This is a genomic window from Arthrobacter sp. 05T410, assembly GCF_056396505.1.
This window is the reverse complement of record NZ_JBFTLP010000002.1, coordinates 209,706-223,603: the sequence shown is the minus strand read 5'-3', so window position 1 is coordinate 223,603 and position 13,898 is coordinate 209,706. Positions and strand designations below refer to the sequence as shown.

General features: G+C 68.0%; 12 protein-coding genes. 6 read left to right on the top strand and 6 right to left on the bottom strand.

All coding sequences use genetic code 11. The annotated features are described in order from the left end of the window. The first annotated feature begins 22 nt into the window (after positions 1 to 22). Entirely contained in the window at positions 23 to 715 is a 693-nt protein-coding gene (locus AC1DFR_RS03445) for a hypothetical protein (RefSeq protein ID WP_476849027.1), read from the top strand. Between the two features lie 3 nt (positions 716 to 718). Here AC1DFR_RS03445 and AC1DFR_RS03440 read toward each other — a convergent pair whose 3' ends face one another. After that, positions 719 to 1,264, bottom strand: a complete 546-nt coding sequence (locus AC1DFR_RS03440; RefSeq protein WP_223914120.1) for a flavodoxin domain-containing protein — start codon at positions 1,262 to 1,264, stop codon at positions 719 to 721. A 188-nt stretch (positions 1,265 to 1,452) separates the two neighbouring features. Here AC1DFR_RS03440 and AC1DFR_RS03435 point away from each other — a divergent pair, with 188 nt between their 5' ends. Continuing rightward, on the top strand, positions 1,453 to 2,910 hold the full coding sequence (locus tag AC1DFR_RS03435) for a benzaldehyde dehydrogenase (RefSeq protein WP_476872725.1): 1,458 nt from the start codon (positions 1,453 to 1,455) through the stop codon (positions 2,908 to 2,910). A gap of 406 nt (positions 2,911 to 3,316) precedes the next feature. Here the strand turns inward: AC1DFR_RS03435 and AC1DFR_RS03430 are convergent, their stop codons facing one another. The 3 genes from AC1DFR_RS03430 to AC1DFR_RS03420 form a co-directional block, all read right to left on the bottom strand. Continuing rightward, on the bottom strand, positions 3,317 to 3,790 hold the full coding sequence (locus tag AC1DFR_RS03430) for a DUF805 domain-containing protein (RefSeq protein ID WP_476856537.1): 474 nt from the start codon (positions 3,788 to 3,790) through the stop codon (positions 3,317 to 3,319). A 174-nt stretch (positions 3,791 to 3,964) separates the two neighbouring features. Next, positions 3,965 to 4,690 (bottom strand): hypothetical protein, encoded by a 726-nt coding sequence (locus tag AC1DFR_RS03425; protein WP_476859114.1) that lies wholly within the window; start codon positions 4,688 to 4,690, stop codon positions 3,965 to 3,967. Between the two features lie 53 nt (positions 4,691 to 4,743). Then, positions 4,744 to 6,159 (bottom strand): NAD(P)H-quinone dehydrogenase, encoded by a 1,416-nt coding sequence (locus AC1DFR_RS03420; RefSeq protein WP_028278354.1) that lies wholly within the window; start codon positions 6,157 to 6,159, stop codon positions 4,744 to 4,746. Positions 6,160 to 6,267: 108 nt separating this feature from the next. Here AC1DFR_RS03420 and AC1DFR_RS03415 point away from each other — a divergent pair, with 108 nt between their 5' ends. After that, positions 6,268 to 7,086 carry a purine-nucleoside phosphorylase gene (locus AC1DFR_RS03415; RefSeq protein WP_476872724.1) on the top strand — a complete coding sequence of 273 codons (819 nt, stop codon included), beginning with the start codon at positions 6,268 to 6,270 and terminating at the stop codon, positions 7,084 to 7,086. A gap of 50 nt (positions 7,087 to 7,136) precedes the next feature. On the opposite strand, the gene AC1DFR_RS03410 is transcribed toward AC1DFR_RS03415, so the two are convergent. Beyond that, entirely contained in the window at positions 7,137 to 7,610 is a 474-nt protein-coding gene (locus tag AC1DFR_RS03410; protein WP_476871293.1) for an RrF2 family transcriptional regulator, read from the bottom strand. Positions 7,611 to 7,743: 133 nt separating this feature from the next. Between AC1DFR_RS03410 and AC1DFR_RS03405 the strand changes: the two genes are divergently transcribed. After that, entirely contained in the window at positions 7,744 to 9,483 is a 1,740-nt protein-coding gene (locus AC1DFR_RS03405) for a phospho-sugar mutase (protein WP_476859115.1), read from the top strand. On the opposite strand, the gene nirD is transcribed toward AC1DFR_RS03405, so the two are convergent. Further along, a complete protein-coding gene (gene nirD, locus AC1DFR_RS03400) occupies positions 9,480 to 9,860 on the bottom strand; it encodes a nitrite reductase small subunit NirD (RefSeq protein ID WP_476849033.1) in 381 nt (126 codons plus the stop codon). The genes AC1DFR_RS03405 and nirD overlap by 4 nt on opposite strands. A 256-nt stretch (positions 9,861 to 10,116) precedes the next feature. Between nirD and nirB the strand changes: the two genes are divergently transcribed. Together nirB and cobA are read left to right on the top strand one after the other, a co-directional pair. Further along, complete coding sequence (nirB, locus tag AC1DFR_RS03395) at positions 10,117 to 12,825, top strand: nitrite reductase large subunit NirB (protein ID WP_476872723.1); 2,709 nt, start codon at positions 10,117 to 10,119, stop codon at positions 12,823 to 12,825. Positions 12,826 to 12,827: 2 nt separating this feature from the next. Then, on the top strand, positions 12,828 to 13,862 hold the full coding sequence (gene cobA / locus AC1DFR_RS03390; protein ID WP_476872722.1) for a uroporphyrinogen-III C-methyltransferase: 1,035 nt from the start codon (positions 12,828 to 12,830) through the stop codon (positions 13,860 to 13,862). The last annotated feature ends 36 nt before the right edge of the window (positions 13,863 to 13,898 follow it).

Genomic DNA, 13,898 nt, shown 5'->3' with positions numbered 1-13,898 from the left:
AACGGCGGGTAGCATCGGGGCCATGAGCGCCGACGACGACGACATCACCGAAGAACTGCTGGCCGACGCCCGGAAGCTGACCGGGTTGAGCCTGGAACTGCTTGGGCTCGACCCCCACCCGGACGACATGACAGCCGAGCAGCGGCTCCAGTTTGATCCCGAGGACCTGGCCGAAATGGCCTCCGTCTCCTCCGAAGACCGGCGCAAAGCCGTGGGCCAGACCCGTCTGCTGGCCGGACTCCTGTGGAACTCGTCCAGCATTCTGATCGACCAGTTGTTCCGCGATCTCGGAACGCTCAGCACGCTGGATGTTCTCACGCCGGCCGACATCGCCGGGACCTCCGTCCTGTCCTCGCTGCCGCCACAGTTCGCCGCCAGCTACGACGCGAAGTTCACCCAGAAGTTCATCGTGGTCGCGGCCGACGTCACCGCGTCGCTGGTCCGGGGCTGGACCGCCCCCGGCTGCCTTGCAGCGGAACTAGCCGTCCGCTGCCTGCTCGATCAGGCGGAAATCACCGAGGACATCTACGAACTGGATCTTCCGGAGGACTGGCGGGCCGACGTCGAGGAAGTCCTGTTGGAGGATGCCGACAGTGACGCGCTCTACTCCGACAACCTTGACGTTCTCGAGGACGACGCCGCAAGTCTGGATTTCGAGCAGTGGTTCATACCCTTCACCCCCGGCGACACGGTTCCGCCGTACGCCTACTCCTGAGCCCTACGGCTGGGCGGGCGGCTCGGCGAACCGGGCCAGGAAGTCCTCCGTGAAGCGCCGGACGCCGTCCCACTCGGTGTACACGTAATCACGGGACGTGTCCGTGTCCGGGGATCCCTTGTCGCTGGCGATCTTCTTCATGACGTGCTTCTTGATGAACCCGTAGTGGGTATAGAGCACGGCGCCGGCGAACAACCCGACGTGGGCGGGCCGCCAGCCCGTGTCCTGCTCGAACTTCTCCACGTAGCCCTCCGCGGTCTGCTCGTCTCCGTGTGCGGCCATGCTCACCGAAACCAGGGCCGACGGCAAGCGTTCGAGCTCAGCGCGGTTCTTCTTCACGAAGTCTGCGACGTACCCCTCGTGTTTTCCCACGTGTACCGAGGCCGCCACGATCACGCCGTCATAGCCGCCCGGAAGAGGGTCCGGGGAATGCTTGAGGTCCGCCGTCTCCGCCTGGTGCCCGTTCGCCCGGACCACCTCGGCGATGTACTCCACGATCTGCGCGGTTTGTCCTTCGACGGTCCCGTAGGGGATATAGATTTTGGCCATGTGCCAAGTTGACCTCGCCCGGCTGTGACGCACTACGGCCGAAGGTCCCGCGGGCGGCGACGCACGGCCCTCTTGACGCCCGCACTCTTGACGGCGGCGGCCTACCGACATGAGATGGACGAAGGCCCGGTGCGGTTCTGTTTCGACCGGCCGGTACACAAGCAGAACCCTCGATGAAAGGACGCAACATGTCCCTGCTCGACTCCGCCCTCTGGGACGGCAAGATCTACCTCAGCGGCTGGCGGCCCGGGCGCGGCGGGACCGGTGACGCCGTCGAACCAGCCACCGGAGAAACGCTGGGCCGCTATGGCGTGGCCTCCGTGGAGGATGTCCGCGAAGCCGCCGCGGTAGCCGCGAAAGCGCAAAAGGACTGGGCCGCCCGCAACCCGGAAGACCGCGCCGCCGTGCTCCGCCGCGCGGGACAACTCTGGGAGGAACACTCGGCGGAAATCCAGGCCTGGATCGTCCGCGAATCCGGCGGCATCCCGCCCAAAGCCGGGCTGGAAACCCACATCGCGGCCAACGAATGCTACGACGCCTCCGCCCTGCCCTCACTCCCGGCTGGCGACGTGCTGACCTCAAACGAGAGCCGCTGGTCCTTCGCCCGGCGCCGGCCCGTCGGCGTCGTTTCGGTGATTGCACCCTTCAACTTCCCGCTGATCCTCTCCATCCGCGCAGTCGCCCCGGCGCTGGCCCTTGGCAACGCCGTCCTGCTCAAACCGGACCCGCGCACTGCGGTCTGTGGTGGCGTCACCTTGGTCCGGGTGTTCGAGGAGGCGGGTCTTCCGCCCGGCCTGCTCTCCCTGCTGCCCGGCGGCGCCGAGATCGGCTCGGCCGTCGTAGAGGCACCCGAGGTCCGCGTCATCGCCTTCACGGGGTCGACGGCGGCAGGGCGCAAAGTGGGCGAGGCGGCCGGCCGGCTGCTCAAGCGCGCCCACCTGGAACTCGGTGGGAACAACGCAATGATCGTGCTGCCCGGCGTCGACCTCCCCAAAGCTGTCTCCGCCGCCGCGTTTGGCTCCTTCATGCACCAGGGTCAGATCTGCATGGCGTCCGGCCGGCATATCGTGCACGAGGACATCTACGAGGACTACGTCAGCGCCCTGGCGGAAAAGGCCCGCCATCTACCGGTAGGCGACCCAAAGAGCGGAACAGTGGCGCTGGGCCCGGTAATCGACGAGAAGCAGCTCCACCGGGTGGACACGATCGTTCAGGACGCGGTGCAGGGCGGCGCGCGCCTGGCCGCCGGCGGCAGCCACGACGGCCGCTTCTACCAGCCCACCGTGCTCGCCGACCTCGACCTCGCCAGCCCTGCGTGGAAGGACGAAATCTTCGGCCCCGTGGCGCCGGTGATGAAGTTCTCCACCGTGGACGAGGCCGTGGCCCTGGCCAACGACAACGAATACGGGCTCTCCATCGGGATTCTTGGCGACGTCGGCATGGCCATGACGATCGCCGACCGGCTCGACTCCGGCAAGGTCCACATCAACGAACAGACCGTATCCGACGAGGCCAACTCGCCCTTCGGCGGGGTCAAGAACTCGGGCAACGGCTCGCGGATCGGCGGCCATCACGCCAACATGGAATCCTTCACGGAAATCCAGTGGCTGACCGTGCGGCCGGACATCGCGCCGTACCCGTTTTAGGCCGGGTAAATGCGGGAGTTCCACGCCGCAGATGGCGCGGAGCCGGACTCCGCGGGCACGATGGCCGGAGCCGGTCCGCCCGTCAGCCCGAAGTGCACCGCCCCCAGCGCCGGGCCGGCTACAGCTCCCTGTGTTCCGGCTGGTCCCGAGGATCCTTCATGCCGCTAAGTTCGAATGCCCGCCTTTCATGAGCTGAACATATCCGGGCCGCTTATCAAGCAGGCCCGGTGGTCCCATTTTCCGCAAACGACGCGCCGAACGTCCCATAAAACAGCACCCTTCCCAGTCAGGTGTTGCGACGTTGACGCGAAACCGCGGCCCCCGCACGGCGGTGCGCCCGACTGCCGAAAGCGAAGAATCCCTGCCCGGATTCCCGGCCAGGGATTCTTCGCTCAGCGGAAGCGCACTAGTAGCCGGAGGGCTGGTCGAACCGCTGGCCGGCAGGGTTGGAGGGCAGAATTGTCATCACCAACAGCGCCAGGCCGCCGAGGAACGGCACCAGGACCAGCAGGATCAGCCAGGCGCTCAGGTTCACGTCGTGGAGGCGCCGCGCCAGCAGGGCCACGGACGGAACGATTGTCCCGAGCCCCCAAATGACAGCAAGGATCAAGCCGACAATGGCACCCGGTCCCGTCACGGCGGTTCCGGACGCATTAGTCGTCGTGCCGGTGCTGGTGATGATGTTGATGACTATCCCGACGATGAGGGACACCAGTGCCCACCACCAGTACTCACTGCGGCTTGCCCGGCCGGAGAAGATGGCGTATTTCTTGAAGAATCGCTGGACGGCCTGCTTGAGGGTAGCCCCATAGAGCGGCGCCCAAAGCGGAGTCTCCCCGGTCTGGGGCGGAAATGCATTCGGTTGCTGCGGATAACTCATGTAGTCCCCTTGAATGAGTGCGAATGACGAGATTCATCCTAGGGCCGCCGGCGGACATGAATGCCTGTCGGGCGGCGAGAATTTACACTGCGTTCACCCGCGCATGTGTGCGGCGCAGGAGGCTAGACCCGGATCAGTGGACGCGGAACCTCAGGCGCCGGTCAACCGTCGTGCTTAATCTCCCGGCTCGAACACCGCGGTTCCCATCATCAGGATGCCTCGCCGGGGTATCCAGAAGTCCCCCAACCTGTCCTGGACTGGCAAGGCAGCGGGTTCTCCCAAGTCGCGTCCCTTGAGCACGGCCCGGCTGTCTGCGACGAACCACATGCGCCGAGGGTGGACGGCAAATCGTTGGCCGTTGGGGGCGAGGCCAGTCAGGCCCAGGTGGCCCGCCCCGAGGAGCGGTCCGGCAACGGCACCCATGGCGCGCAGGAACGCCCGGCTGCGCCACAGCCGGTCCGGAACGGCACCGGACACCACCGTCATGAATCTGGTGATCGTCGTGGAGCGCAGCGTGAGCTGCCAGTGCAGCGCAGCGCCGCCGTCGACGTCGACCGTGAAAGCGTGGCTGCCACTCCACGTGAGGGAAATGCGGGAGGTTGACGCCGAATCGAGGGCGGCGCCGAAGTACCGGGGGCACGAGAGTCCTGGGGCCACGGTGCCATGCATTGACCATGCTCCGGCGGGGTCGCGGATCCAGACCGAGGTGTACCCCGGCCCGATCGATGACCCGGCGAAGCGCCGCAACGCCAGTACGTAGCCTGAACTGAACGGAACCCCGGTGACGCCGAACCCGGTGAAGGATTCTTCTTCCCCCGCGACGTCCCCCGCGGCGCCGTGCGCAGTAGAGCGCGCGGCGGCCCGCTCGGCGGCTTCAACCAGCGCCTGGGGACTCTGCATGGCATCAGCCTCCGGATTGCGGCGGGCCCGCTCTGTAACTCTACGTGCGCAATCTACATGTGGACGTGGAGCCGCCGGGCTGCTTCGGAGATGGAGCCGCTAAGGGACGGGTACACGGTGAAAGTGCTGGCGATGTCGTCGACGTGCAGCTTCTGGGTCACGGCGATCGAGATCGCGAAGATGAGCTCGGAGGCGTTCGGGCCCACCACCACCCCGCCGATCACGGTGCCGGAGCCCTTGCGGGCGAAGATCTTGATGAAACCGTCGCGGTGGTTGCGCATCTTGGCGCGCGCGTTGCTGCGCAGCGACAGCTTGATGACGTCGGCCTGGTACTTGCCCGAATCAATCTCGGCCTCGGAGACGCCCACGTTCGCAATCTCGGGCGAGGTGAAGATGTTGGACGCGACCTGGTGCAGCTTAAGGGGCATGACACTGTCGCCCAGGAAGTGCGCGATCGCGATCCGGCCCTGCATCGCGGCGACGGAGGCGAGCGCCAGCACGCCGGTGCAGTCGCCCGCGGCGTAGATGTTCGGCGCAGTGGTGCGCGAGACGCCGTCGACCTTGATGTGGCCGCTCTCGGTCAGCGCGACGCCGGCTTCCTCCAGGCCGATGCCGGCCGTGTTGGGGATGGAGCCGACGCAGACCAGGCAGTGGCTGCCGGTCACCTTCGAACCGTCGCCGAGGGTGACCACGACGCCGTCGTCCGTGCGCTCGACGGTCTCGGCGCGGGCGCGGGAGAGGACCTTAAGCCCGCGGCGTTCGAAGACGCCCTCGAGGACCTCGGCGGCGTCGGTGTCCGAGCCCGGCAGCACGCGGTCGCGGCTGGAAATCAGGGTGACCTTGGAACCCAGGCCGTTGTAGGCCGAGGCGAATTCCGCGCCCGTGACGCCGGAACCCACCACGATCAGCTCTTCGGGGAGCACGTCCATGTTGTAGATCTGGGCCCAGTTGAGGATGCGCTCACCGTCCGGGCGGGCCGTGGGCAGCTCGCGCGGGTGGGCGCCGACCGCCAGCAGGATGGTGTCTGCTTCCACCGTCTCGGTGCCGTTGGCGGTGAGGACCTCGATGGTGTGGTTGTCCAGCAGCCTGCCGGAACCGATCAGGATGCGGACGTTCTGGTGTTCCAGCCCGACTTGGATGTCCTCCGACTGCTTCCGCGCCAGCCGCAGCAGGCGGTCGTTGATGTGCTTGAGGTCCGCGCGCATCGTGGGGGTGCAGTCGCCGCCGTCGAGGTCGAATTTAACCCCGAGCTCGCCGGCCTCGCCGACGCGGGTCATCAGATCTGCCGTCGCGATCAGGGTTTTGGACGGAACGACGTCGGTCAGCACCGCCGAGCCGCCGAGGCCCGCACGCTCGATGATGGTGACCTGCGCCCCCAGCGAGGCGGCGACCATGGCGGCCTCGTAGCCGCCAGGCCCTCCGCCGAGAATTGCGATGCGGGGTGAGCTGAAGTCAGGATGCGTAGTCACAATCAACCATTGTCCACCATCTGAACCGGAGCCACCAAGAATCCGGGCCGCGCGCGGGTCCGGCCGTGCATGCTGGGCAGCGGGCCCCGGCCGCGATAACTTGTACCGGTGAGTACAACAGAATTCCTGAACACGGACCCTTTCGACGCCGCCCGCGCCGCCGCCGACTACATCGCTGCAGAGACGGGCGTCGAATCCCATGACGTCGCGCTGGTCCTCGGCTCGGGCTGGGGCGACGCCGCCGAGCTCATCGGCGAGACGACCGCCACCTTGTCCGCCGCCGAAATCCCCGGCTTCTCCGCACCGTCCGTGGTGGGGCACGTGGGCACCATCCGCTCGGTCCTGACCAAAGAGGGCAAGCGCGCCCTGGTACTGGGCGCACGCACGCACTACTACGAGGGCAAGGGCGTCCGAGCCGTGGTGCACGGGGTGCGCACCGCCGCCGCGGCCGGCTGCAAGACCCTCGTGCTGACCAACGGCTGCGGCGGGCTCAACGAGAACTGGACGCCCGGCACGCCGGTGCTCATCAGCGACCACATCAACCTCACCGCCACCTCTCCGTTGGAAGGGGCAACGTTCGTGGACCTGACGGACCTGTACTCCTCCCGGATCCGCGGGCTGGCCCGCGAGGTGGACCCGTCGCTGGACGAGGGCGTCTACGCCCAGTTCACCGGCCCGCACTATGAGACGCCCGCCGAGGTGCAGTACGCCAAGCGGATCGGCGCCGACCTGGTGGGCATGTCCACGGCGCTTGAGGCGATCGCCGGCCGTCACGCCGGCATGGAGGTCTTCGGCATCTCGCTGGTGACCAACCTCGCCGCCGGGATCAGCCCCGTGCCGCTCAGCCACGGGGAAGTCCTCGAGGCCGGCGAGGCCGCCGGCCCGCGGATTTCCAAGCTGCTGGCAGACATCATCGCCAAGCTCTGATCCTGGTTCTGGCTAGGCCCCGCGACAGGTCCTGGGCCACCCGGCTGCGGCTATTCCGCGGCCAGGTAGTCCAGGACCTTTGCTTTATCCGCCGGGAACCGCCGCTCCATCGAGTCCGCGATCCCGGCGATGCTCTGGCGGGCCAGCGCCTGCCGCCAGGCGAGTTCGGCCTGGCGCATAGTCTGGGAAATCAGGCACGTCCGCGCGAAGTTCTCCTGCCGGTCCGGTTCCGGAACATTTCCGAGGATCGCCTCGCACCGGAACGCCGGGTCCTGGCCCTCCAGCGCCAGCACGATGTCCAGCACGGTGATATTTTCGGGCCGGCGCGCCAAGAGAAAGCCGCCGCGGGGACCCGACACCGAGTCCAGGACGCCGGCGCGGACCAGCGACTGAAACTGCTTGTTGAGATAGGCCGCCGGGAGTTTGTAGAACTCTGCCAGCCGGGCACTGTTCACCGGCTCACCGGGCGGTGTCCATGCCATGTTGACGCAACTGTGCACGGCCCATTCGACACCACGGCCCATCTTCATATTCCAGACGTTACGTGTCCGGAAATTTGAGTGTCAAGGTCCGGCGAAAGGCCTCGAGATGGAACTGAAACCCGAACTCCCGATTGTCTGGGCAGGAATCGCCCACGATTGGCGATAGTTTGGTTCCATGACGTCTTCTGATGCCGAACTCGCCCGCCTCCTGAGCGATGCCCGCGATTGGGCAAGCCAGGACCCGGACCCCGCCACCGCCGCCGCACTCTCCGAACTCGTCCGCCGCGCCGACGGGGGCGTCGCCGCGGCCCGCCAGGAACTGGCCGACAGCTTCAGCGGCACCCTGCAGTTCGGCACCGCTGGACTGCGGGCAGCCCTCGGCCCGGGTCCGAACCGGATGAACCGCGTGGTGGTCCGCCGCGCCGCCGCCGGCTTCACCGCCTTCCTCACCAACGCGGTCGGGCAGGCCTCCCCCGGCACCCGGCCGCGCGCCGTCGTCGGCTATGACGCCCGTTACAACTCCGACATTTTCGCCGAGGAAACAGCGGCGATCCTCACCGCGGCGGGGGTTGAGACCTTCCTGATGCCGGCCGCGCTGCCCACCCCGCTGCTCGCCTACGCGGTGCGGGCGCTGGACTGCGACGGCGGCGTCATGGTTACCGCCAGCCACAACCCGCCGCAGGACAACGGCTACAAGGTGTACCTCGGCCGTCACGCGGTGGAGGAAAGCGGCCGCGGCGCCCAGATCGTGGCACCCTACGATGCCCTGATAGCGGCGAAGATCGACGCCGTCGGCGCCCTGGACTCGATCGTCCTGGCCGCGGACGGGTGGACTGTGCTGGAGCCCTCGATTGCGGGCGACTACCAGCGCGCCGTCGCGGCTCTGGCGGTTCCTGAGCACTTCCCGGCCCGCGGGCTGAAGATCGTCCTGACCCCCATGCACGGGGTGGGCGGGGAAACGGCCGTGGCGGTGCTGAACGCCGCCGGATTCGACGACGTCACGCTCGTCACCGAACAGGCGCAGCCGGATCCGGACTTCCCCACGGTGAACTTCCCGAACCCGGAGGAGCCCGGGGCGCTGGATCTCGCCCTCGAGGCGGCGACGCGCGAGGACGCCGACATCGTGATCGCCAACGATCCCGACGCCGACCGGGCAGCGGTGGCGGCGAAGGATCCTGATACCGGCGCGTGGCGCATGCTGCGCGGCGACGAGGTAGGCGCATTGCTCGGTGCCCACGTCGTGGCGCGGCAGGCCGCCAGTGGCGAAGCACCGGCCGGCGTGTTCGCCAACTCGATCGTGTCCTCCCGGCTGCTGGCGCGGATCGCGGCCGCGGCAGGCTACGCGCACGAGGAAACCCTGACCGGTTTCAAGTGGATTGCCCGGGTGCCGGGGCTGGTCTACGGCTACGAGGAGGCGCTGGGCTATTGCGTTGCTCCGTCGCTGGTGCGCGACAAGGACGGCATTTCGGCTGCGGTCCTCATTGCCGAACTCGCGGCGGCCGCAAAGGCTGAGGGCAAGACGATCTTTGACACCCTGGACGAGCTCTACCTGGTGCACGGGCTGCACGCGAGCGACCAGCTCAGCATCCGGGTGGCGGACCTCGGCCTGCTGGACGCGATGATGAACCGGCTGCGCGTGAGCCCGCCGGAATCGTTTGGCGGCTCCGGCGTCGAGGCCGTCACGGACCTTGCCGAGGGCAGCGAACTCCTCCCGCCCACCGAGGGCCTGCTGTACCTGACCCGGGACCTCAGCCGCGTGATCATCCGTCCCAGCGGCACGGAACCGAAGCTCAAGTGCTACCTGGAAGTCATCCGCAGTGTCGGCTCGGCCGCCGAGCTTCCGGCAGCCCGGGACGAGGCCCGCACGGCCCTGGACGGCGTCCTTGCGGACGTCCGCGAGGCACTGGGCCTCTAGAGCCGCACCTCAATGTACCCGCCCACAATCCGGGTACCGAAGGTGGCGAGGCGGAGTTCCGGGCTGCCGAGGCATTCTCCGGTGCCGAGGTCGTAGACCTCCTTGTGCAACGGAGATGCCACCGTGGGCCGGTCCCCGCGGGATCCGGTGATGCCGCGTGCCATGACGTTCGCCCCGGTGGCCGGGTCCTCCTGCGCGACGGCGAAAACCTCACCGGACAGGGTGCGGAACACGGCCACCTGGCGGCCCGCAATCAGTGCCGCCTCGCCCCAGGCGGGTTCCAGGTCCGCCACGGCGCACACCCGGTGCCAGCCGGCTGCGGCTTCAGTAATTTGGTCCTCAACGTCGTGTACGGCGGTTTCAAGTACGGCGGTCATCCCGGCCCCTCTCTGATACATCCCTTACGGGCTCAACCGCTGCTGCGGCCACATATTCAAGCTAGGCGCGCGGTGTTTCATCCGGACGCGCCGGATGTGTCCGGCGCGTAAAAGAGAGCTCACACGGCGGGAAATGCATTCGTGATGCAGAAGTTAAGATCACGAAACATAAGGGAAACTGAAGCGAAATTCCGGTTGCCTAGTCTGGGACGACAAGCTGCAGAGCACCGTCTGCGGCCCATGCGAAAGGCCCACCGTGACCGGACACCCCTCAAGCCACCCGATCCAGGGCGCAACCAGCGCCGCCCCGCGCCGTATTGTGGTGGCCGGCGGCGGCCCCGCAGCGCACCGGTTCGCCGATGCCATGCACGCCCGCGGACTCGATGGCTGGCACGTTACCGTCCTCACCGAGGAAGCCCACCTCCCCTATGACCGCGTCGCGCTGAGCAAGGCACTCACCGACAGCGACGTCGACCTCACCCTGGGCAGCGCTTCCATGTGGGACCACACGGCCCTGAACCTCAAGACCGGCGAGCGCGTCACCAGCATCGACGCCGCCGGCAAGACCGTCCGGACCGCGGCGGGAACCGTCTATACGTATGACGAGCTGGTGGTAGCGACGGGCTCGGACGCTGCCCGCCTGCCCATCCCGGGCGCCGAACTCACCCATGTGTACCGCACCCTTGAGGACGTCTGGTCCATCAACAAGGCCATCGCGGACCTCACCGCGAAGCTGGGCCGGAAGGTCAACGCGGTCACGATCGGCGGCGGTCTGCTGGGCCTGGAATCAGCCGCCGGCACCGAACAGCTCGGCGCCACCCCGATCGTCATCAACGGCTCGCCGTGGCTCATGAACACCCAGCTGGACGAGGGTGCCGGCCAGGCGCTCGGCCGGCTGATCGAGGCCAAGGGCTTCACCGTCCACGGCGGGGTGTTCCCCTCCGAGGTCATCTCTGACGACGACGGCCAGGTCACCGGCGTCCTCATGGCCGACGGCCGGATCATCGACGCCGACATCGTGATCGTCGCGATCGGCGTGCGGCCCCGCGACGAACTGTTCCGGGCGGCGGATGGCCCGGATGGGCAAAAGGGACCGCAGCAGTTCCAGCTCGGCCAGCGCGGCGGCGTCGTCATCTCCGACGACTGTTCCACGGAGGTTCCCGGCATCTGGGCGATCGGCGAGGTCGCCAACTTCGGCGGCATGTGCCTGGGACTCGTGGCCCCGGCCAACACGATGGCCGAAATCGTCGCGGACCGGCTGCACGGCGGCGACGCGACCTTCCCCGGCTTCGACACCGCCACCAAGCTCAAGCTCTCCGGCGTCGACGTCGCCAGCTTCGGTGACGCCTTCGCCCGCACGGAACACGCGCTCGAGATCGTCTACGCCGACCCCGCCCGCGGCGTCTACCAGAAGATCGTCACCACCGACGATGCCAAGACCCTGCTCGGCGGCATCTTCGTCGGCGACGCCTCGCCCTACACCTCCCTGCGCCCCATGCTGGGCCGCGAACTGGCCGCCGAACCCGGCGCCTACCTCACCGCGGCCGGCGGCGGTGACGCCGGGGACGGAGTCTTGGAGATCCAACTGCCGGATGACGCGATCCTGTGTTCCTGCAACAACGTCTCGGCCGGAACCATCCGTGACACCGTCAACGGCTGCGGGAGCTGCGACGGCAACGCGCCGGTCCGGGAACTCGGCGAGCTCAAGGGCTGCACCCGCGCCGGCACCAGCTGCGGTTCCTGCGTGCCGATGCTCAAGAAGCTGCTCGAAACCGAACTGACCAAGTCCGGCGTCGAAGTCTCCAAGGCCCTGTGCGAACACATCGAGCTCTCCCGCCAGGAACTCTTCGACGCCATCCGGGTCCTGGAGCTGACCTCCTTCGAGGAGATCATGGCCAAGTACGGCAGCGGCGCCGGCTGCGATATCTGCAAGCCGACCATCGCCAACATCCTCGCCAGCCAGAACAGCGCCTACGTCCTGGACGCCGGCCGCGGCACCCTGCAGGACACCAACGACCGCGCCCTGGCCAACATGCAAAAGGACGGCACCTACTCGGTGGTCCCGCGGATCGCCGGCGGCGAGATCACCCCGAAGAAACTCGGCGTGATCGCCACGGTCGCCGAGCAGTACGGCCTCTACACCAAGATCACCGGCGGGCAGCGGATCGACATGTTCGGCGCCCGGCTGGAGCAGCTGCCCGAAATCTGGAAGGTCCTGGTCGATGCCGGCTTCGAATCCGGCCAGGCCTACGGCAAGAGCCTGCGCACGGTGAAGTCCTGCGTCGGCTCCACCTGGTGCCGCTTCGGGGTCCAGGATTCGGTGGCCATGGCCATCGCGCTCGAGCTGCGCTACCGCGGCCTCCGCAGCCCGCACAAGCTGAAGATGGGCGTCTCCGGCTGCGCCCGCGAATGTGCGGAGGCCCGGGGCAAGGACGTCGGCGTCATCGCCACCGCCGACGGCTGGAACCTGTACGTCGGCGGCAACGGCGGCGCCACTCCGGCGCACGCCCAGCTGCTGGCCAAGGACCTCGACGACGAAACCCTGATCAAGTACATCGACCGCTACTTCATGTACTACATCCGCACGGCCGACCGGCTGCAGCGCACCGCGCGCTGGCAGGAAGAGCTCGACGGCGGCATCAAGCACGTCGAGGACGTGGTGGTCCACGACACCCTGGGCATCGCCGAGGACCTCGAAGCCGCCATGGCCAAGCACGTTGACACCTACGTCGACGAATGGGCCGACACCCTGAAGGATCCCGAACGCCTCCGCCGCTTCCGCTCCTTCGTCAACGCCCCGGACCAGAAAGACGATTCGATCACCTTCGTCTCCGACGAGCGCGGCCAGATGCGCCCCGCGACAGCGGAGGAGAAGGCGCGGGCCGGGCAGCAGCCGGTCCTGATCGGGGCTTCCATTCCGGTCCGAGCTACCACCCCGGGACTGCCTGACGAGAACGAGGTATAGCCATGCAGCTCACCATTGACCTCACCGGACGCGAAGTCCTGGTCACGGGCGCGGACCACGCCGCCCGTCAGGCCTCGCGGCGCTATGAGGCGGCCGGCGCCGTCGTGTTCCGCCTCAGCACCCCGCAGGGCGCCGGCATGGACGGCCCGCTGCCCGAGCGCCCGTTCCTGGTCGCGGCGGTCGACGACGGCCAGCCGGGCTGGGAGGCCCTCCTCGGCCGGTGCCGTGCCACCGGCATTCCGGTGGCGGCCGAGCCCCCGGCCGGCCCGGCGGGCCACGTCACGCTGGTCGGCGGCGGACCCGGGACCACCGAGCTGCTCACCGTCGCCGCCGTCGCCGCGCTGCGCGACGCCGACGTCGTCTTCTACGACCGGCTCGCCCCGTACCAGGACCTGCCGTCCCTGACCTCGGCAGAGCTAGTGGATGTGGGCAAGAAGCCCGGCCACCACAAGGTCAGCCAGGCAGACATCGAAAAGCTCATGGTGGAAAGCGCGCTGGCCGGCAACAATGTGGTCCGCCTCAAGGGCGGGGACCCCTATGTGTTCGGCCGCGGCGGCGAGGAAGTCGCGTCCTGCGTCGCGGCCGGGGTTCCGGTCCGCGTCATCTCCGGAGTCACCAGCGCCATCTCGGTTCCGGCCGCCGCCGGCATCCCGGTCACGCACCGCGAAGTCAGCCACATGTTCACCGTGGTCTCCGGCCATGCCCCGCTGACCGAGAACGAACTGACGCACCTCGCCGGGCTCGGCGGAACCATTGTGGTCCTGATGGGCATCGGCACCCTGCACCACCTCGCGGCCGGACTCCGCCGGGCCGGAATGCGGGCCGACATGCCGATGGCGGTCGTCGAACGTGGCTACCGCCCCGGCCAGCGCACCACGATCGCCGAGCTGGGCACCATCACCTCCGCAGCCGCGGGCTGCAGCAACCCCGCCGTCCTGGTGATCGGGGACGTTGTCCGGGTGGCCGAAGCCAACCGGGGCTGTGCCGATGCCACGGCAGAGCTCGACCGTCTGGCCGCATCACTGATGGAGGCGTAAGGATTCCCATGAGCGCACTGAACGCCGTCGCCGCAG

Excerpts from the sequence above, each read along its gene's own strand:
- AC1DFR_RS03445 (WP_476849027.1), top strand. The coding sequence starts at position 23 with ATGAGCGCCGACGACGACGACATCACCGAAGAACTGCTGGCCGACGCC.
- cobA (WP_476872722.1), top strand. The coding sequence starts at position 12,828 with ATGCAGCTCACCATTGACCTCACCGGACGCGAAGTCCTGGTCACGGGC.
- AC1DFR_RS03425 (WP_476859114.1), bottom strand. The coding sequence starts at position 4,690 with ATGCAGAGTCCCCAGGCGCTGGTTGAAGCCGCCGAGCGGGCCGCCGCG.
- AC1DFR_RS03430 (WP_476856537.1), bottom strand. The coding sequence starts at position 3,790 with ATGAGTTATCCGCAGCAACCGAATGCATTTCCGCCCCAGACCGGGGAG.
- AC1DFR_RS03440 (WP_223914120.1), bottom strand. The coding sequence starts at position 1,264 with ATGGCCAAAATCTATATCCCCTACGGGACCGTCGAAGGACAAACCGCG.
- nirD (WP_476849033.1), bottom strand. The coding sequence starts at position 9,860 with ATGACCGCCGTACTTGAAACCGCCGTACACGACGTTGAGGACCAAATT.
- AC1DFR_RS03405 (WP_476859115.1), top strand. The coding sequence starts at position 7,744 with ATGACGTCTTCTGATGCCGAACTCGCCCGCCTCCTGAGCGATGCCCGC.
- AC1DFR_RS03435 (WP_476872725.1), top strand. The coding sequence starts at position 1,453 with ATGTCCCTGCTCGACTCCGCCCTCTGGGACGGCAAGATCTACCTCAGC.
- AC1DFR_RS03410 (WP_476871293.1), bottom strand. The coding sequence starts at position 7,610 with ATGGGCCGTGGTGTCGAATGGGCCGTGCACAGTTGCGTCAACATGGCA.